We start from the raw sequence: 18,121 nt of genomic DNA, 5'->3' as shown, positions 1-18,121 counted from the left end.
ATCGGATGCGGGGCTGTAGCGAGCCCCAATGCGTGCGCCCGGAGGGCGTGCGCGACGGCCGCGGTGGCCGTCGCCGGGCAGCGCCTGCGGGCGCGCTGCGCGGCGGCGCCGCGGTAGTCGAGGGATCGGGCGGTCGGCGTCAGGACGTCGTCGGCAGCAGCAGGGTCCGCTGAGTCGCGTCGGCCAGGCCGCGCTCGTGCAGCCAGCGCCAAGCCGTGTCGGCATCGTGCTCGACATAGGCCTGCGCCGACCCCAGGCGGAAGGTGTAGCCCCAGGCATCCATGTCGGCGAGCACGCGCTCGCGGCCCACGCCGGGCAGGGCCTCGCCGAGCAGGCTCTGCAGCACGCACACGGCGTCCTCTTCCTCCACCGAGTCGGTGGCGTCGGTATGCACCGCGGCGCGGCGCTGCGGCGGCAGCACGATCAGATGCGCGGCTTCGTGCAGCAGCGAATGCACCGGCGTGTCGCCGCGCGCGTACACGCGGCTGCCGATCAGCCCGGCCTCGCACTCGCCCCAATAGCTGCCCGGAATGGGCTCGCCGTCGGCCACCCGCACCAGGCTCAGTCCGTAGCGCGCGAGCAGGGCGGCGACGGCGGCGGGGTCGATGTCGGAGAGGGTGAGCATGGAGCTAGTAACGAGTGGCCAGTAACGAGCGACTAGCAAGTGCGCGGCGCTTTTGCCGCTACTCGTTACCAGTCACTCATAGCTAGTTGCTCGCTCCTCGCTTCACGCCTGCGCGGGATTGGTCCGATCGGGCAGGGCCACGGAGATATCGAGCACGTCGTGCTCGCCCTCCTTGACCAGGTCCACCTTGACCGACTCCACGTCGACGTTGACGTACTTGCGGATCACCTCGAGCAGCTCGCGCTGCAGCATCGGCAGGTACTCCGGGCCGCCGCGACCGGCGCGCTCGTGGGCGACGATGATGCGCAGACGGTCCTTGGCGACCGAGGCGGTCTGCTTCTTGGCCAGCAGGAAGTCGAACAGTCCCATGTTCAGCCTCCGAAGATCTTGCTGAAGAAGCCTTTCTTTTCCACTTGCACGAAACGCATCGGACGGGTGTCGCCGAGCAGGCGCGCGACCGCGTCGTCGTAGGCCTGGGCCGCGTCGGACTCGGTTTCCAGAATCACCGGCTCGCCCTTGTTGGAGGCGTTGAGCACGTCGCCGGATTCCGGGATCACGCCGATGGTCTTGAGGCCGAGGATTTCCTCGACGTCGCCGATGCTGAGCATCTCGCCGGTTTCCACGCGCTTGGGGCTATAGCGGGTCAGCAGCAGGTGTTCCTTGACGCGCTCGCCGTTCTCGGCGCGGCGGGTCTTGGACGCGAGCAGGCCGAGGATGCGGTCGGAGTCGCGCACCGAGGACACTTCCGGGTTCACCACCACCACCGCCGAGTCGGCGAAGTACATGGCCAGGAACGCGCCCTTCTCGATGCCGGCCGGGGAGTCGCAGACGATGTAGTCGAAGCCGTCGGCGATCAGATCGTCGAGCACCTTCTGCACGCCTTCCTTGGTCAGCGCGTCCTTGTCGCGGGTCTGCGAGGCGGCCAGCACGAACAGGTTGTCGAAGCGCTTGTCCTTGATCAGCGACTGCTTGAGCGTCGCTTCGCCGTTGACGACGTTGACGAAGTCGTACACCACACGGCGTTCGCAGCCCATGATCAGGTCGAGGTTGCGCAAACCGACGTCGAAGTCGATCACGGCGACCTTGTGGCCGCGGCGCGCGAGCCCGCAAGCGACGCTGGCGCTGGTCGTGGTCTTGCCGACGCCGCCCTTGCCCGAGGTGACTACGATGATTTCGGCCAAGTTGTATTCCTCCTAAAGTGCGGCCTCAATCCAGCGCCGCGATCATGATTTGTTCGTCTTCGAGCCAGACCTGCACGGGCTTGCCGCGCAGGGTCTTGGGAATGTCTTCCAGCACTTTGTAGTGGCCGGCGATCGCCACGAGTTCGGCATGGAACTCGCGGCAGAAGATGCGCGCCTGCGGATTGCCCTGCGCGCCGGCCAGGGCGCGCCCGCGCAGCGGGCCATAGATATGCACCGAGCCGTCGGCGATCACCTCGGCGCCGGCGCCGACCGCGGTCAGCACGGTCAAGTCGCGGTTTTCGGCATAGATCTGCTGGCCCGAGCGCACCGGCGCGGACTGGATCAGTCCGGGCGCGGCCGCGGGCGCGGCAGGCTTGGCCGGCGCGGCGGCGGCCGCGGCTTCGCGGCGCGCCGGGGCGGGCGCGGCAGCCGGCGCGGCGGGTGCCGGCGTCGGCGCGGGTTCGTCGTCGCCGCGCTCGTACTGAGCGCGGAACTTGGCCAGCAGCGGCAGGCCCAGGGCCTCGGACAGGCGCTCGGTCTCGCTGGTGCCGTAGGCCAGGGCGACCGGCAGCACGCCGGCGGCGCGCAGGCCGTCCAGCAGCGCCTGCGCGGTGGCCGCGTCCGGGGTGTGGCTGAGGCCGCCGAAATCGATCACCACCGCGGCTCGCCCGAACAGCTTGGGCGCGCGCTGCACGCGGCCGCGCATTTCCTCGATCAGGCGCGCGACGTCGAGGGTGCGCACGCGCAGATTGGCGATGCCGACCTGGCCGATCTTGAGTTCGCCCGCTTGCTCGTAATCCACCGCCACGCTCATGGGCAGGTGCCCGTCGGGCGCTGCGCCAGGGAGTCGTCGTGGGCGAGTGCGATGCGCGGACGGGTCAGCCAGGGCTGATCGGGCAATTGGTCGCCGTAGGTGTCGCGCACCCAGGCGTAGCTGCACAAGGGCTTCATCAGCATCGCCGCGCGCACGTCGGCCTCGGCCATCACGTGCTGGCCGACCTCGCGGAAGCCGAAGCTGCCGTGGAACAGCAGGGCCGGGTCGTTGCCGCCTTCCAGGAACACCTCGCAGGCCAGCTGCGGATAGCGCAACTCGGCATAGCTCTGGGCGTCGGCATAGAACGCGCGACCGACGCCGCCGCCGCGACGGCGGCTGGCGACCACGATGCGGTCGATATAGAAAAAGTCCGGATAGCGCTCGCGGAACCAGCGGAAATTGCTGCTGTCGTGCTCGCAATGACTGCCCATGCCGATCAGGAAACCGGCCATGGTTCCGTCGCGTTCGGCGACCCGGAAGTATTCGGCGCGGTCGAAGAAGTGGCGCAGTCTGGCTGCATCCAGCGGCAGGATCGCGGGTCCGGCGGCGTTGTTCAGTGCAAGGACGGAATCCAGCTCGTGCTCACGCACGTCGCGGACGACGATCGACATTCCGGGCTCCAGTATTCGAAGCCGGCCACGAAATAGGTGGCCGGCGGGCCGATTATCGCATGGCGGACCCCTCCGGGCGACCGCCGCGCTCGACGGCCGGCGAGATGCCGAATCGGGCCGCTGGGCGTGCCCTCAGGCGTTCCATTACTTTCGGACGGCTCCGGGGCGGGCCGCAGCCGTTAGCATGCGTTCATGCTGGCACGCCTCACCCATACCCGATTGCTGCGCTATGCGGGCCTGTTCACGTGGGTCCTGCTGGGCTGCTGGCTGCTTTCGATTTGGCTGGACCCGGGCTATTTCCAGCTCGAGCCGGGTCAGTCGCTGGTACCGGTCTACTTGCAGGTGCTGCGCTGGGTCGCGGTCTACCTGACCTTCGGCGTCGTCTACTGGTGGATCACCCGTTCGCTGGGCGAGCGCGAGACCGGCATCGTCGACCACCTGTTGCTGCTGGTGCTGACCGGCTGCGCGATCGGGGTCAGCTACTACTCCAATACCGGCCTGGGCAGCGTGCTGTTCATGGTCATCGCCGGCCTGCTGCCGTGGATGCTGCCGCTGCGCGTGGGCATCGTCTGGCTGCTGGTGGGCAACCTGGCGATCACCCCGGTGTTCGTGCAGGCGCTGGACATCCCGCCGCTGGTGGCGGTGCTGCAGTCGCTGCTGTACATGGGGTTCTCCAGCTTCGTGTTCGTGACCGCGATGGTCGCGTTGCAGCAGACCCAGGCGCGCGAAGAGCAGCGCCGCCTCAACGCCGAGCTGCGCGCCACCCGCGCCCTGCTGGCCGAAAGCGCGCGCATCAACGAGCGCACCCGCATCTCGCGCGAGCTGCACGACCTGCTGGGCCATCACCTGACCGCGCTGAGCCTGAACCTGGAGGTCGCCGGCCATCTGTCCGACGGCCGCGTCAAGGAACACGTGCAGCAGGCGCATACTCTGGCCAGGTTGCTGCTGACCGACGTGCGCGAAGCGGTCAGCCAACTGCGCGAGAACGGCGCGATCGACCTGGCCGTGGCCCTGCGGCCGCTGGCCGAGAACGTACCCGCGCTCGATATCCGCATGGACATCGAGTCCCCGCTGACCCTGGACGATCCCGAGCGCGCCCACGTGCTGATGCGCTGCACCCAGGAAATCATCACCAACGCCGTGCGCCACGCCGGCGCGCGTCATCTCGACATCCAGGTGCGTCGCCACCAGGACTGCATCGTGATGGACGCGCGCGACGACGGCCACGGCGCCGACAATCCCGTCTCCGGCAACGGCCTGCGCGGCATGCGCGAGCGCCTGGTCCAGTACGGCGGCGATTTGCGTATCGAAACCCGGCCGGAGGCGGGCTTTTGCCTGCACCTCACGTTGCCGGCCTCGGCGGCCGCGGCCGCCGCTTGTGAAGGAGTCACCGCATGACCCCCAGCTCCGACAATGCCCGTCCCGCCCGCACCATCCGCGTCCTGCTCGTCGACGACCAGACCTTGGTCCGCCAAGGCGTGCGCTCGCTGCTGGCGCTGGCCGAGGGCATCGAAGTGGTCGCCGAGGCCGGCGACGGCCGCCAGGCGGTCGAGATCGTCCCGCAGGTGCGTCCGGACGTGGTCCTGATGGACATGCGCATGCCGGTGATGTCCGGCCTGGAGGCCTTGCAGGCCCTGGCCCGGGCCGGCAACCTGCCGCCGACCATCATCCTGACCACCTTCGACGACGACCAATTGGTGCTCGCCGGGCTCAAGGCCGGTGCCAAGGGCTACCTGCTCAAGGACGTGTCGCTGGAGCAACTGGTCGGCGCGATCCAGGCCGTGGCCGACGGCGGTTCGCTGGTGCAACCGGCGGTGACCCAGCGCCTGCTGTCGGGCCTGGAGCACATGCGCAACGATTTCGTCAGCCTGGACCGCCCGGACCCGCTGACCGAGCGCGAGACCGAGATCCTGCGCCTGATGGCCGGCGGCTTCTCCAATAAGGAGATCGCCAACTCCCTGGGCGTGGCCGAGGGCACGATCAAGAATCACGTGTCGAATATCCTGTCGAAGCTCGGCGTGCGCGACCGCACCCGGGCCGTGCTCAAGGCCTTCGAGCTGCAGTTGGTCTGAGCCCAGCGCTCCATGGGCCCGGCGCGCCGCGTCGGGCCCGGCGGCGGGGGCGTTGCGCACCCGTTGCGCCCACTTTCAGCCCCGATCGATACGGCTCGCGGCGCGTTCGCCGCGCACGCCGGCAGCGTGCCTTGCCGTAGCTTGCGATTTCGCCGGGCCGGCCCCCGGGGCGCCCCGGCCCCGGCTTGCCCGCATCGGCCGGTTGCGACGGATGACTGCCCCGATTGCAGCTTCCTTGATACGATTGTGGGTCTGCGCCCCGGCCCGATCCGGGTCCCGGCCTTGGAGAAACCTGAATGACCCGTCTGATCGAGTTTTTGATTTCCCTGGCGATCGTCGCCGTGCTGTTCCTGGTCGTCGGCGTCGTGCTGCCGTCCAGCCGCCACCTGTCGCACTCGGTTGAGACCAACCGCAAGATGACGATCGTGTTCGACACCTTGAACAGCCTGCACCGGTTCAAGGATTGGAACCCGCTGGTCATGAAAGACCCGAACATGCAGCTGAAGCTGGCTGGCCCGGACGCCGGCGTGGGCGCGCGCCTCGAGTACTCCTCCAAGGAAAAGAACCTGGGCGACGGCAGCTGGGAAATCACCGCTTCCGAGCCGGGTAAGCGCGTCGCCTACAAGATCGACGACATCCTGCGCGGCAACAACAAGCGCACCGAGTTCACCCTGCGTCCGACCGGCCGCAACAACCGCAACGTCGAGATCACCCAGACCTACGACGTCGAGTACGGTTGGAACATGCTGGGCCGCTATTCCGGTCTGTACGTCAGCAGCAGCGTCGGCGAAGACATCAAGCTCGGCCTCTCGCGCCTGAGCAACATGCTGGCCGCGGTGCCCAACCTGGACTACGCCGACCTGAGCAAGGACAACCCGGCCAACAAGCCGAAGTTCGTCCAGCGCGAATCCGAGAACCTGCTGATCGTCACCGCCGCCGTGGACCGCGACAACGCCAAGGTCCAGGCGCAGATGAACAGCAACATCGAGTGGATCAAGAAGGTGATGGCCGCCAATGGCCTGGAAGCCGCCGGTCCGGTGCGCATCATCACCAACGAGTTCGGCACCGAGACCTATTCGTTCGACGTCGCCCAGCCGGTGCGCAAGATCGGCGCGACCGGTCCGGCCACCGAACTGCAGGTCAACCTCGAGGGCCCGGTCAAGTCGGTGTTCCTGGGCCCGGCCAAGGTCGCCACTGTCCCGTTCAAGGGTCACATGGCCAACTTGGCCAAGGTCCGCGATGCGCTGCGCGCGTGGGCCATGACCCAGGGCGACGAGACCATCGACCGTCCGTACGAGACCTGGAAGGCCGGCGTCGAGAAGAGCTTCACCGAGGAAGGCGACTACGACGTGTACTGGACCGTCAAGGAATAAGTCTTCCGGTTCTGCGTTACACCGAACGCGCCGCGGATTCCGCGGCGCGTTTTTTTGTGGGGTCGTTCGGCGGATGGATCGGCTCCAGCACCGGAGTGGGGATCGCGGCTTACGCCGCTCCCACAGAAAGCCGAAGCCGCGTCGCCGCTTTCTGTGGGAGCGGCGTAAGCCGCGATTCGTTACCGGGTGGAATTCGACCGGCCACGCACCCGCCGAACACGCCCAAACCCGAACTCACCGTCACACCGAATCGCAAGCTGCGCCGCTTGCCACGCGCACCCCGCCTGTTATCGTGCCGACACGCACGAGCGGACCCTTCGCATGACGTCGCCCACCTCTTCGCTTCCTTCCACGCGCGCGCTGGCCGTCGCCGGCGCGCTGCTCGCCGCGTTGTCGGTGGCGCTGTCGGCCTATGCCGCGCACGTCGCCGATCCGACCGCGCAGTCGCGCCTGCAGATGGCGGCGCTGTTCGCCTTCGGCCACGGCATCGCCCTGGCCGCGCTCGCGCCCGCGGCGGCGCGCCGGCTGGCGCGGATCGCGCTGGCCGCGTTGCTGATCGGCGTGCTGCTGTTCGCCGGCGGCCTGGCCTCGGCGTATTTCTTCGGCACCAGCACCCGCCTGCTGCCGTTCGGCGGCGGCCTGATGATCCTGGCCTGGCTGCTGTACGCGGCCGACGCGGCGAGGCGCTGAGCGTGCCGCGCCATAGTCGCGGCTTCGACACCGACGCCGCCTACGCCCATCTGGCCAAGCGCGACCGCAAGCTGGGCGCGTGGATGAAACGGGTCGGCACGATCGCGCCCGATCCGCGCTGGCGCAAAAGTTTCGATCCGGTCGACGCGCTGGCGCGCGCGATCCTCTACCAGCAGCTCAGCGGCAAGGCCGCCGCGACCATCGTGGGACGGGTGGAGACGGCCATCGCCAGCGACCGCTTCCATTGCGACACACTGGCGCGTTGCGACGACGCGACCATCCGCGCTTGCGGCGTGTCGGGCAACAAGCTGCTCGCGCTGCGCGACCTGGCGTTGCGCGAATCGCGCGGCGAGATTCCGGACCTGCGCCGCATGAGCGTGATGGACAACGACGCCATCGTCGAGGCGCTGGTGCCGATCCGCGGCATCGGGCGCTGGACGGTGGAGATGATGCTGATGTTCCGGCTAGGCCGCCCCGACGTGCTGCCGGTGGACGATCTGGGCATCCGCAAGGGCGCGCAGGCGGTGGACAAGGCCGCGCTCATGCCCACGCCCAAGGAATTGATCGAGATCGGCGAGCGCTGGGGCCCATACCGCACCTACGCCAGCCTGTATCTGTGGCGCATCGCCGACCTGGCCGCGCCGAGCAAGACCGAGACCAAGCGCTCGCAGGATTGATCCGCTGCCGTATGTAGGATGCGATGAGCGTAGCGAACCGCATCGTCGCGCCATACGCACCTTCGCAAGCCACGCCGCGCAGCGCGATGCGGTTCGCTGCGCTCACCACATCCTACGAGGTGTTGAAGCTGGGCCCGATCTGGAGGGGGGAGGCTCGGCGATCAGGATCGATGCGGCAGATTTGCCGGCCTCCGGATGCGGATTCGTAGGATGCGGTGAGCGTAGCGAACCGCATCATCGCGCCACACGCACCTTCGCAAGCCGCGCCGCCTAGCGCGATGCGGTGCGCTGCGCGCACCGCATCCTATGACGAGATCCGGCGGGCTAAGTGCGGATAGGCTCGGCGATCAGGATCAAGGAGGCCGGCTTGCCCGTGCGCGGATGCAGCGGCTCTTCGATCGCGAGCGTGCGCAGGCCGCAGCGCGTGAGCAGGGCCAGCCAACCGCCCAGGGTGCGGAAGTACCAGGGCGCGGGATCGGCGAAGTCGCCGTCGCAGCCGGCCCAGGAGCCCGCGCGCCAGCCTTCCGCATAGGGCAGATCGCCGCAGCCGGCGATCGGGTGCAGGGTCTGCACGATCGCGCGGCCGTCGGCGTGCAGCAGGCCGGGCAACGCGCCCAGCAAGGTCTCGACCTCAGCCTCGCCGATCAGGGAGAAGTTGCACACCGCCAGGTCGTAGCGCGCGTCCAACGCGCCTTGCGCGATCTGCGCGTACGACAAGGCGAGATAGCGTTCGCCGCCGCCGGCCGCGCGCGCCGCGTCGACCAGTTCCGCCACCGCATCCACGCCGGTCACGGCCAGGCCGCGTTCGCTCAGCGCGCGCGCCAGCCAGCCCTCGCCGCAGCCCAGGTCCAGTACGGTGCGCGGCGCCTGCCGCAGCACCGCGTCGACGATCGCGCGGTCGGTGACCAGGCGCCGGCTCTCGATGCCGCCCGCGCGCACGCTCTGGGTCCAGGGCGCGGCGTTGCGGCGCCAGGCCGCGAGCACCGCCTCGTCGTCGGAGGCGCTCATTCGCGCTGCGCCGTGGCCGGCGCGACGGCCGCGTCCTCGACCGCCGCCGGTGCGTGCGGATCGCTGCGGCCGCCGAAGCGCGATTTCAGGCGCAGCGCCGGGCGTTCGATCAGATGCCAGGACAGCGCCGCGAGCGTGCCCGCGATCAGGGTCGCCCACAGGGTGTTCATCAGCGGCCCGGTGCTGGGCGCGTAGTACTGCACCAGTTGTTGCGCGGGCCAGCCGTATAGGTAGAGCCCGTAGGACAGATCGGTGCGGCGGATCTGCGGCAGCTTAGGTACGAAGGCCAGGAACAGCGTGGTGTAGCTGAGCGCGACGAAATAGCCCAGGTAGTAGTAGCTGCTGTCGCGCAACAGCGCGGCCAGCGCCAGCACCGCGACCAGCAACCACCCGCGCAACGGCACGCGGTCGCGGTTGACCCAGGCCAGGCTGCCGGTGAGGAAGTAGGCCGTGCAGTACAGCCAGTTGATCTTCTCCGGCGACAGGCTCTGGCCGCCGTATTTGGCGTAGCCGAACACCAGCAGGCCCAGGCACAGCAGGTTGAAGCGCAGGCGCGGCAGCAGGCGCAGCAGGCCGATCAGGGCCAGCCACAGATACAGACGCACCTCGATCGGCAGCGACCACAGCGAGCCGTTGATGGCGTGGCTGGGCAGGGTCTCGAACACGCCGGGCAGGAAGTATTGGGTGTCGCGACTGAGCAGGGCGTTGGCGCTCAGGTATTTCCAGGTGATCGGCGAGCGCCAGTAGTCGGCCGCGGTGCTCAGCAGCGGGCCCAGCACCAGCACCGACAGGGCCACGCACACGATCAGGGCCGGGAAGATGCGCAGCGCGCGCGCGGCCAGATACCCGGGCAGGCGGTTGCGCTCCAGACTGGCCGCGATCAGAAAGCCGCTGATGACGAAGAACATGTCCACCGCGATGCCGCCGGCGAACTTGATCCGCACCAGCTGCAGCAGCAGGTCCTGGCCGCCGCTAGCGGTGACCGCGTAGCTGTGCCCGTAGATCACCAGCCAGGCCGCGACCAGGCGGATCAGGTTGAAGTTGTTGCGGGGCTGGGCGTGGCCCTCGGCCAGGGTGCGCGGCGTCATGAGTCGTGAGCGGATGGGATTCGGTCGCCGAACACAGCGGGTCCGGCGCATTGTGCCCGAAGCGGGCCGGCCGACGCTGCGGGCGCGGCCCGCCTATTCCAGGCTGTTCCAGGCGGCGCGCACGATCATCCAGCCGGCGCCGAACAGGCCTAGGCCCACGCAGAGCAGATGCAGCTGGTCCACCGAGATCCAGCGCAGCAGCGGGTTGGCCAGCGACAGCGGCCAGGCCGGCTGCATGTCGTAGTGCATGATCGCGTCCAGCAGCACGTGCGAGTAGGTGCCGAGCAGGCCGCCCGCGAACGCGGCGCGCCAGGTGAACGGCGCATGCGGGATGCGCAGCCAGCGCAGGCAGACGGCGCTGATCGGCCGCCCGATCGCGCCCGCGAGCAGGCCGATCAACAGGGCGCCGAGCAGGCTGTGGGTACGGCCGTGCAGCACCGGCCAACCGCGCAGGATGCCGATCAGCGGCTCGATGTCCATCAGCACCTGCGCGCCGCCGAACACCATGAAGCTGAAATGGCGGCCGCCGATCGCCTTGAGCGCCAAGCCGGGGCCGAGGTGGATGGGCGTGAAGGGCATGCGCTCAGCCGGCGCCGTGCAGCGGCAGTGCCACCACCACCATCGCCGCTTCCTGCCCGCCCACCGAGGCGTACAGGCCGCGTGCGGCGGCGTTGCCGAGCTCGGTGCCGACCCAGGCTTCGCTGCAGCCCAGCTCACGCGCATGCGCGATCAAGGCCTGGATCAAACGCCGGCCGATGCCGCGGCGCTGCTGCGCCGCACTCACGCCGACTTCGTTGACCCACAGCGCCGGCGCCTTGTCCGGATGCACGTAATGCAGGGCCGAGGCCATGCCGATTACCACGCCATCGAGCACGGCGACCGCGAGATGGTGGCGCGGGTCGGCGAAGAACTCGCCGGCCCAGCGCGGGGCGACGGCGTGGTCGAACACGTCGGCGGCGACGCGGTCCAGCACCGCGATCTCGTCGCGGCCGAGCAGGCGCACCTCGACCTCGCTCATCGCGCTCACTCGAAGACCGGGCGGTAGAAGCTGCGTTCGTAGCTGAGAAAGCAGCGCGTGTCTTCGTAGTAGCGCATCGCGGCCTGGCAGTCCGGATCGTCGGCGGCGCGGCTGCGGTAGGTCTCGTATTCGGCCAGGCTGGGGAAGGAGAACAGCGCCAGGGCGATGTTGCTGGGGCCTTCGCCGGGCAGGAAATAGCCGTGATGGGTGCCGCCGAAACGCGCGACCAGCGGAATCCACATGCGCGCATAGGTTTCGAATTCGGCCAGCTTGGCCGGATCCAGCACGTAGCGCAGATAGCAGGTGATCAAGGCGGCACTCCCGGAGCGGCGCGCGCGGCGCGGGCCTGCATCCTAGCCCGGGGCTGCGATGGCGACGAGTCAGGGCGGTGCGAAACGCCAGTGCCAGGGCTCGTAGACGATGCCGTGCGGATTGTCGCGCGGGTAGCTCATGACGAAACCGTAGCCGCCGGCCTGGGCGCGCAGCCAGGCGAAGGCGGCGGTGGTTTCGAAGGATTCCTCCGCCGGCGGCTGGTCGGGCGCGCCGATGTCCAGGGCCAGGCCGGAGTGGTGTTCGCTGTAGCCGGGCGCGGCGTTGACGGTGAGGATCTGTTCCACGCTCTGGCCGCGCGCGAGCTTGCGTTCGAAGATGCCCAGTTGATAGTCGTGGCTGCGATAGCCGGAGATCGCTTCCAGCACCACGCCGTCGCCCAGGGCGGCCGCGTGCAGGTGGGCCCAGGCGCGCGCCGCCGACGGGTGCAGCCACAGCGGGCGGCGGTAGCGGTCGTGGCCGGCGAAACCGAGCCGATCGGGTTCGGGCACCAGCGCCAGGCCGGTGCGCTCGCCGTAGCCATCGTCCAGGCCCAGCGCGTGCAGGCGTTCTTCCAGGCGATCCAGCGGCAGCTCGCGTACGCGCTCCAGACCGGCGCGGCGGCTTTGGCTGTAGTGCTCCAGCGCGTCCAGCGCGGCGTCCAAGCCGGGCTCGTGACCCAGGCGCGGGATCAGCGGCAGCAGGCCTTCGGGCAGGTCGGCGGCGAGGTACTGGCCGTCGCGCTTGCGCCGCAGCACGTGGCGCGCGCGCGCCAGTGCGCGCGCGTCGTGGTTGCTGCGCGCACGCAGCAGACCGCCGGGCCAGAGCTCGATCTCGGGCGTATTGATCAGGACCGGAACTATGCCGCGCATGCGCGCAGGTTAACGGCTGCGCGCGCGCCTTGCCACGTCCTGCAGCGCCTCCAGCAGGGCCTGCGGTTGCTCCAGCGACAACAGCAGCGAGGGGCCGTCGTTGCGCTCGGGCAGCCACAGCACGCGCCGGCGCTGGGTCAGCAGGTAAAACGCCTTGCGCCAGCGATCGCGCATCCGGAACCAGCCGGCCTGATAGCCGGGCAGGGCGGAGCCTAAGGTCTTGATCGAAGGACGCAGGCCGACGTGCTCGTCCAGGTCGACGATGCGCGCGCGATCCAGGTCCAGCCTCGCCACCGCGACCCGCACGGTATGCGGCCCGGCCTTGACCGTGAGCAGGCCGGATTCGAGTTCCACCGATCGCCGCCGCGCGCCCAGCCAGATCAGGCCGCCGACCAACGCCAGCACCGGCACGGCGATCCATAGCAACTGCAGGATCTTGGGGTCCTGCGGTGCGCGCAGCACCGCGAAGACGATGCCGATCAGCACCAGCAGCAGCGAGACCGTGGGCACCAGGGCGGCGCCCGGCCCCGGCGCGGAGATGGCGTAGCGGCTCATCTCAGCGCAGCTGCAACAGCATGCCGGCCATCAACGCGGCCGCCGACAGCGCCAGCAGCGCCACCGTGGCCAGCCGCGCCAGCGGCGCCGGGCGGGCCGGGTCGTGGCGCGGATAGCGGCGTTCGATCAGTTTGACGATATGCAGCATGACGGGCTCCCAGGTAGTGCGCGGCGATGGTTCGCCGCAAGCGATCAGGCCGGTTTCTTGAAGTACAGCCAGGTGCTGGAGTTGTTGGAATTGTGAGCGACCGTGACCAGCTCCCAACCCAGGGCGCCGCGCTTGTCGAGCTCCTCGCGGATGCGGTCGAAGGCGGAGGCGCCGAACAGTTGCAGGCCGATCTCGCTGACGTGGTATTTCCATTGGGTGTGGTTCATGCGTCGTCCGTTCCTTCAGGGTTTGCGGGTTTGGGGTGGGGCAGCCTGCCGGCCTTGCGCAGCGCGTCGCGCAGCAGGTATTCGATCTGGGCGTTGAGCGAGCGCAGTTCGTCGTCGGCCCAGCGCTGCGCCGCGGCCAGCACGTCGGCGTTGATGCGCAGCGGGTAGGCTTTCTTCTCGCTCACCGGCGGCCGGTCCGTTCGTCGTCGCGCGGCTGGCGGTAGTCGCGCTTGGCCCGGGCCAGCGCCAGCATCAAGGCCACGGCCAAGCCGTTGACCGCGACCAGCAGCGCCACGGTGACCCACAGCATGCGGCCGTCGTCGCCGTGCGCCCAGTAGTAGCCCAGCGCGGACACGAAGATCGCGATCGCCATCAGCGCCAGCAATCGTGCGAAGCGCGCCGCGGCCGCGGCCGGATCGCGCAGGCGCGAGGCATCCAGGCCGTTGAGCAGGTGCAGGTTGCCGCGCGCGACCAGCACCGCGGCGATCAGGATCGGCAGCCCGCTGACCACGATGATCGCGGGCAGCAGCAGCGCTTGGGTGGACTGATCCATGCGTGCCTCGCCTCAATACAGGGTGCCGGCGTTGACGATGGGCTGGGTGCTGCGGTCGCCGCACAGCACCACCAGCAGGTTGCTGACCATCTGCGCCTTGCGTTCTTCGTCGAGCTGGACCACGCCGTTCTTCTGCAGCTCGGCCAGCGCCATTTCGACCATGCCGACGGCGCCGGCGACGATGCGGGTGCGCGCGGCGATCACCGCGTTGGCCTGTTGGCGCTGCAGCATGGCGTGGGCGATCTCGGGCGCGTAGGCCAGGTGGCTGATGCGCGCGTCGTTCACCTGCACGCCGGCGTCGGCCAGGCGCTCGGCCAACTCGTCCTTGAGGTGCTGGGAGATTTCGGCGGCGTGGCTGCGCAGGGCGAACTGGCCGTCCTCGTGCTGGTCGTAGGGATAGCTGGTGGCCATCGCGCGCAGCGCCGATTCGGACTGGATGTGGACGAAGCTTTCGTAGTCGTCGACGTTGTAGACCGCCTCGGCCGAATCGACCACCTGCCAGACGATGACCGCGGCGATCTCGATCGGGCTGCCGTCGAGTTCGTTGACCTTGAGCTTGCCGCTTTCGAAGTTGCGCACGCGCTGGCTGATCTTCTTCTTGGCGTAGAAGGGGTTGTTCCAGCGCAGGCCGTTGTCCTTGACCGTACCGACGTACTTGCCGAACAGGCTGAGCACCGCGGCCTGGTTGGGTTCGACCTTGTACAGGCCGGTCAGGGCCAGGAACACCAGGATGCCGACGACGATGGCGGCGCCGATCTGCAGGTCGGCCTTGGCCGCGACCCCGCCGATGAACAGCCAGAAGCCGAAGGCGCCGACCAGCAGCAGGAACAGCAGGGTCGGGATCCCGGGCAGGGAGTGGGTCGGGTTCTCTTTCATGGCGCGTGCTCGCGTCGTCGATGGGTTCAACATGTGATATCAAAATGATATCTATCGGCGCAAGGGGTTTCGGACGAGCGGTAGGCTGCCTAATCCGGGTCCTGAGGGTAGGAGCGGCGCAAGCCGCGACCCCGACCCGCACGGTCGCGGTGCTGGATGGCGGGCGCAGGGGCGATGGGAGACGGGAGGTCGAACGGCCCTATCGGACCGAGGCGCCGGCGTCCCAGTTGCGCGGTCGCGGCTTGCGCCGCCCCTACAGGGGGCGGGGCTCAGGGCGTGATGCGGTACAGCGGCGCGGGCACGAACTCGCCGGTCGCGTACAGGCTGCGGCCGTCGGCGGACCAGCCCAGGGCTTCGGCCTGCGGCAGCCAGGGCAGGGTCAGCTGCTTCGGCGGCGCGGCCACGGCCGCGCTCCAACTCTGGCCGCCGCGGCGCGGGTACAGCAGCAGGTAGCGGTAGGTCATCACCGCCAGGGTGCGCCCGTCGGGCGAGACGTCGGCGGCGGTGACCTGGCTTTGCAGGCGCGCGCTGCGCGGGTTGCGCTTGAGGACCTCGGCGCTGGGCTGCGGCACCCCGGCCAGGGCGCCGCTGCGTTGCGCGGTGAGCAGGCCGGTGCCGGCCGGGCGCAGCGGCAGGGTGAACAGTTCCGGCGGCTGGCGCTTCTTGGAGATCAGCAGGATGCGGCCGTTGGCGGCGTCCACCGCCACCGCCTCGCAGTCGCGCGCGCCGTCGGGCCAGCGGAATGCGATCGACCAGGCCGGGCGCAGGCGCGCGTTCTCCAGCTTGGCCGGCTCCTCGACGATGTGCAGCTGCAGGCTGCGGCGCAGGCCGCCGTTGTCGCCGGTGTCGGCGATCAGCAGATAGTTGCGGCCGTTCAAGCGGAACGAGGAAATGTCTTCCCAATCGGTCTTGGTCACGCCTTCGATGCGGAAGGTGGCCAGGCGCTCGCCGTCGTCGGCGACCGCGAACAGGCGTTCGGGATTGCCGCCGTCGTCGATCATCCACAGCACGCCGGGGTGGCGGCGCGAGGCGGCCAGGCCGCTGATCTCGTCGAGTTGGCCGTCGACCAGGATGCCGCTGAGCTCGCTGCCGGATTCGCCGGGCTCGTGACGCGCGCAGGCGCTCGCCACGGCCAGGGCTGCGGCAAGTACGACGGCGCGCAGCGGTAGCGACACGGAACGCGGCATGCCTACAGCATCGCATGCGGCCCCCGCGCCGATACAGATCCGGACCCGGTCGGGCGCGCGGAAAGTTAGACTAGCGTCAGCCTACGGCCCCTCTCAGGAACGCGCATGATCACCCTCGGTACGCCTTTGTCCCCGCACGCATACCGCGTGCTGCTGCTCGGTTCGGGCGAACTCGGCAAAGAGGTGGCGATCGAACTGCAGCGTTACGGTGTGGAGGTGATCGCGGCCGATCGCTACGCCGACGCGCCGGCGATGCAGGTCGCGCACCGCAGCCACGTGCTGGACATGCTGGACGGGCAGGCCGTGCGCGCGCTGATCGCGGCCGAGCGGCCGCATTTGATCGTGCCCGAGATCGAGGCCATCCACACCCAGACCCTGGTCGAGCTGGAACAGGAATTCGCCGAGCGCGGCACCCACACCCGGGTGATCCCGACCGCGCGCGCCGCGCGCCTGACCATGGACCGCGAAGGCATCCGCCGCCTGGCCGCCGAAACCCTGGGCCTGCCGACTTCGCCCTACCGCTTCGTCGACACCCTGGACGATTACCGCGCCGCGGTCGCGCAGATCGGCGTGCCCTGCGTGGTCAAGCCGGTGATGTCGTCCTCGGGCAAGGGCCAGAGCCTGGTGCGCAGCGCCGACGACATCGACAAGGCCTGGGACTACGCCCAGACCGGCGGCCGCGCCGGCGCCGGCCGGGTCATCGTCGAGGGCTTCATCGATTTCGATTACGAGATCACCCTGCTGACCGTGCGCCATGTCGGCGGCACCACCTTCTGCGCGCCGATCGGTCATCTCCAGCGCGACGGCGACTACCGCGAGAGCTGGCAGCCGCAGCCGATGTCGACGCGCGCGCTGGCGCGCGCGCAGGGCATCGCGCGCGGCATCACCGACGACCTCGGCGGTTGGGGCGTGTTCGGCGTGGAGCTATTCGTGAAGGGCGACGAGGTCTGGTTCAGCGAGGTCTCGCCGCGTCCGCACGACACCGGCCTGGTCACTCTGGTCTCGCAGGACCTGAGCGAGTTCGCGCTGCACGCGCGCGCGATCCTCGGCCTGCCGATTCCGCTGATCCGCGAGCACGGGCCGTCGGCCTCGTGCGCGGTGCTGGCGCAGGGGCACGGCGTGCCGGTGTTCAACGGCGTCGACGCCGCGCTGAGCCAGGCCGACACCCAGCTGCGCCTGTTCGGCAAGCCGCGGGTGGAAGGCCAGCGCCGGGTCGCGGTGACGTTGGCCGTGGCCGAGGACATCGACGGCGCGCGCGAACACGCGCGGCGCGCGGCCGCGGCACTGGACATCGAGCTGCGCTAGGCGCATCCATCCATCATTCGAACCACGATCCTGACAGGGGGATCCGCCCATGGAAGAGTCCCGAGGCTACGCCGTATTCCTTTTTCCGCAGGCCATGGAGGCGCTGGGCGAAGCGATCAAGCCGTATCTGCTAGACGGGCCGGCCGGGCCGCACGTGCTGTGCCGCGAGATCGACACCGCCGGCGCGCTGATCGAGATGACGCTGGAGATGCAGACCAGCGAGGGGCGGCCGATCTCGCTGGAGCTGATGGTGCCGACCAGCATGGTGCGCATGATCGTGTCGGCACGCAGCGACGAGGCCTTCGGTTTCGGCCCGCGTCGCGCGCTCGCGCCGCAGGGGGCTACGGTGGCGGCGACGCCGACTCCGGCTCCCGCTCCCGCTCCTGAGGCGACTCCTGCGGTTGATCCTGTGCCGGCGGCTGCGAACAAGCCCGGGGCTTGAGCTGATCCTGGGGTCTGAGGTTGTCCTTGCCTCTGGCTCGTTGCTTCCCGCTCTTCGAATCCGCTTGGCTTTGGCTGTTGCTCGTCATCGCCGCGAAGGCGGGCTCGGCTTTACTTCGACGGAGCCGGACGTCCAGTGCCTTTGGCGTCTTCTTGCCCCCCAGGTTGCGTCTTTGCTTCTGGCTCCCTCCTTTGTAAAAGGGTGAAGCCGTGCGGCTTACGAACCGCAGGTTCGTGCGCGGCTGAACGCCGGCAGGCTGTGCCTGCTGGCCGGGCGGGTTGGGGAGGATTTGCTCTTGCTTTGCTTTCGTCTTTTCAGACCGAAAGTCAAMGGCTTCCGCCTGCTGCGCATGCGGGTCACTTTCTCTGGCTTTTGGCYCCCTCCTTTATCAAAGGAGGGTTGGGGAGGATTTGCTTTGGCTTTGCTTTCGTCTCTTCGTCACGAAAGTCAACGGCTTCCGCCTGCTGCGCATGCGGGTCACTTTCTCTTG

25 protein-coding genes are annotated in these 18,121 nt (G+C 69.1%); 7 read left to right on the top strand and 18 right to left on the bottom strand.

Annotated elements, in window-relative coordinates; translation table 11 throughout:
- Positions 1–139 precede the first annotated feature (139 nt).
- From ASE43_RS17560 to ASE43_RS17540, 5 genes are all read right to left on the bottom strand, one after another.
- Positions 140–625, bottom strand: coding sequence for a hypothetical protein (locus tag ASE43_RS17560; RefSeq protein ID WP_057161362.1), 486 nt, complete (start codon positions 623–625; stop codon positions 140–142).
- 102 nt (positions 626–727) lie between these two features.
- Positions 728–994, bottom strand: coding sequence for a cell division topological specificity factor MinE (gene minE / locus ASE43_RS17555; RefSeq protein WP_056173045.1), 267 nt, complete (start codon positions 992–994; stop codon positions 728–730).
- A gap of 2 nt (positions 995–996) precedes the next feature.
- A complete protein-coding gene (minD, locus tag ASE43_RS17550) occupies positions 997–1,806 on the bottom strand; it encodes a septum site-determining protein MinD (protein WP_056173048.1) in 810 nt (269 codons plus the stop codon).
- Between the two features lie 25 nt (positions 1,807–1,831).
- Complete coding sequence (gene minC, locus ASE43_RS17545) at positions 1,832–2,620, bottom strand: septum site-determining protein MinC (protein ID WP_056173051.1); 789 nt, start codon at positions 2,618–2,620, stop codon at positions 1,832–1,834.
- Entirely contained in the window at positions 2,617–3,231 is a 615-nt protein-coding gene (locus ASE43_RS17540; RefSeq protein ID WP_056173054.1) for a GNAT family N-acetyltransferase, read from the bottom strand. Before ASE43_RS17540 ends, minC begins: the two co-directional genes overlap by 4 nt.
- A gap of 192 nt (positions 3,232–3,423) precedes the next feature.
- On the opposite strand from ASE43_RS17540, the gene ASE43_RS17535 reads away from it, so the two are divergent.
- The 5 genes from ASE43_RS17535 to ASE43_RS17515 all read left to right on the top strand — a co-directional run bounded on the left by ASE43_RS17535 (position 3,424) and on the right by ASE43_RS17515 (position 8,043).
- Entirely contained in the window at positions 3,424–4,629 is a 1,206-nt protein-coding gene (locus tag ASE43_RS17535) for a sensor histidine kinase (protein WP_057161361.1), read from the top strand.
- Positions 4,626–5,303 carry a response regulator transcription factor gene (locus ASE43_RS17530; protein WP_056173064.1) on the top strand — a complete coding sequence of 226 codons (678 nt, stop codon included), beginning with the start codon at positions 4,626–4,628 and terminating at the stop codon, positions 5,301–5,303. The genes ASE43_RS17535 and ASE43_RS17530 overlap by 4 nt, the downstream gene beginning before the upstream one ends.
- A gap of 296 nt (positions 5,304–5,599) precedes the next feature.
- Positions 5,600–6,676, top strand: coding sequence for an SRPBCC family protein (locus ASE43_RS17525; protein ID WP_057161360.1), 1,077 nt, complete (start codon positions 5,600–5,602; stop codon positions 6,674–6,676).
- Positions 6,677–6,997: 321 nt separating this feature from the next.
- Positions 6,998–7,366, top strand: coding sequence for a DUF423 domain-containing protein (locus ASE43_RS17520; RefSeq protein WP_057161359.1), 369 nt, complete (start codon positions 6,998–7,000; stop codon positions 7,364–7,366).
- Between the two features lie 2 nt (positions 7,367–7,368).
- Entirely contained in the window at positions 7,369–8,043 is a 675-nt protein-coding gene (locus ASE43_RS17515; protein WP_056173070.1) for a DNA-3-methyladenine glycosylase, read from the top strand.
- 324 nt (positions 8,044–8,367) lie between these two features.
- Here the strand turns inward: ASE43_RS17515 and ASE43_RS17510 are convergent, their stop codons facing one another.
- From ASE43_RS17510 to ASE43_RS17455, 13 genes are all read right to left on the bottom strand, one after another.
- A complete protein-coding gene (locus ASE43_RS17510; RefSeq protein ID WP_056173072.1) occupies positions 8,368–9,051 on the bottom strand; it encodes a methyltransferase domain-containing protein in 684 nt (227 codons plus the stop codon).
- Positions 9,048–10,139 (bottom strand): acyltransferase, encoded by a 1,092-nt coding sequence (locus ASE43_RS17505; protein WP_057161358.1) that lies wholly within the window; start codon positions 10,137–10,139, stop codon positions 9,048–9,050. The genes ASE43_RS17510 and ASE43_RS17505 overlap by 4 nt, the downstream gene beginning before the upstream one ends.
- Before the next feature lie 93 nt (positions 10,140–10,232).
- A complete protein-coding gene (locus ASE43_RS17500) occupies positions 10,233–10,718 on the bottom strand; it encodes a metal-dependent hydrolase (protein WP_057161357.1) in 486 nt (161 codons plus the stop codon).
- Between the two features lie 4 nt (positions 10,719–10,722).
- Positions 10,723–11,157, bottom strand: coding sequence for a GNAT family N-acetyltransferase (locus ASE43_RS17495; RefSeq protein WP_057161356.1), 435 nt, complete (start codon positions 11,155–11,157; stop codon positions 10,723–10,725).
- A gap of 5 nt (positions 11,158–11,162) precedes the next feature.
- The gene (locus ASE43_RS17490; protein ID WP_056176394.1) at positions 11,163–11,468 is read right to left on the bottom strand and encodes an NIPSNAP family protein; all 306 of its coding nucleotides are present in this window, start codon (positions 11,466–11,468) and stop codon (positions 11,163–11,165) included.
- A gap of 69 nt (positions 11,469–11,537) precedes the next feature.
- Complete coding sequence (locus ASE43_RS17485; RefSeq protein WP_057161355.1) at positions 11,538–12,338, bottom strand: M15 family metallopeptidase; 801 nt, start codon at positions 12,336–12,338, stop codon at positions 11,538–11,540.
- A 9-nt stretch (positions 12,339–12,347) separates the two neighbouring features.
- The gene (locus tag ASE43_RS17480) at positions 12,348–12,893 is read right to left on the bottom strand and encodes a hypothetical protein (protein ID WP_056173086.1); all 546 of its coding nucleotides are present in this window, start codon (positions 12,891–12,893) and stop codon (positions 12,348–12,350) included.
- Between the two features lies 1 nt (position 12,894).
- Positions 12,895–13,041, bottom strand: a complete 147-nt coding sequence (locus tag ASE43_RS21950; protein WP_157489212.1) for a hypothetical protein — start codon at positions 13,039–13,041, stop codon at positions 12,895–12,897.
- Between the two features lie 44 nt (positions 13,042–13,085).
- On the bottom strand, positions 13,086–13,268 hold the full coding sequence (locus tag ASE43_RS17475; RefSeq protein ID WP_056173089.1) for a DUF4177 domain-containing protein: 183 nt from the start codon (positions 13,266–13,268) through the stop codon (positions 13,086–13,088).
- A complete protein-coding gene (locus ASE43_RS17470; protein ID WP_056173091.1) occupies positions 13,265–13,453 on the bottom strand; it encodes a hypothetical protein in 189 nt (62 codons plus the stop codon). Before ASE43_RS17470 ends, ASE43_RS17475 begins: the two co-directional genes overlap by 4 nt.
- Positions 13,450–13,821 carry a hypothetical protein gene (locus tag ASE43_RS17465; protein WP_057161354.1) on the bottom strand — a complete coding sequence of 124 codons (372 nt, stop codon included), beginning with the start codon at positions 13,819–13,821 and terminating at the stop codon, positions 13,450–13,452. Before ASE43_RS17465 ends, ASE43_RS17470 begins: the two co-directional genes overlap by 4 nt.
- Positions 13,822–13,833: 12 nt before the next feature.
- On the bottom strand, positions 13,834–14,697 hold the full coding sequence (locus tag ASE43_RS17460; protein ID WP_056173098.1) for an SPFH domain-containing protein: 864 nt from the start codon (positions 14,695–14,697) through the stop codon (positions 13,834–13,836).
- A gap of 269 nt (positions 14,698–14,966) precedes the next feature.
- Positions 14,967–15,884 (bottom strand): hypothetical protein, encoded by a 918-nt coding sequence (locus tag ASE43_RS17455; RefSeq protein ID WP_057161353.1) that lies wholly within the window; start codon positions 15,882–15,884, stop codon positions 14,967–14,969.
- Between the two features lie 105 nt (positions 15,885–15,989).
- Between ASE43_RS17455 and purT the strand changes: the two genes are divergently transcribed.
- Positions 15,990–17,189, top strand: a complete 1,200-nt coding sequence (gene purT / locus ASE43_RS17450; RefSeq protein ID WP_057161352.1) for a formate-dependent phosphoribosylglycinamide formyltransferase — start codon at positions 15,990–15,992, stop codon at positions 17,187–17,189.
- Positions 17,190–17,238: 49 nt separating this feature from the next.
- Positions 17,239–17,631 (top strand): hypothetical protein, encoded by a 393-nt coding sequence (locus ASE43_RS17445; RefSeq protein WP_057161351.1) that lies wholly within the window; start codon positions 17,239–17,241, stop codon positions 17,629–17,631.
- Positions 17,632–18,121 lie beyond the last annotated feature (490 nt).

The sequence above is a fragment of the Lysobacter sp. Root983 genome (assembly GCF_001429345.1).
Taxonomy (GTDB): domain Bacteria; phylum Pseudomonadota; class Gammaproteobacteria; order Xanthomonadales; family Xanthomonadaceae; genus Lysobacter.
The sequence above is the reverse complement of the archived record's forward strand: the minus strand, read 5'-3'. Positions and strand labels throughout refer to the sequence as shown.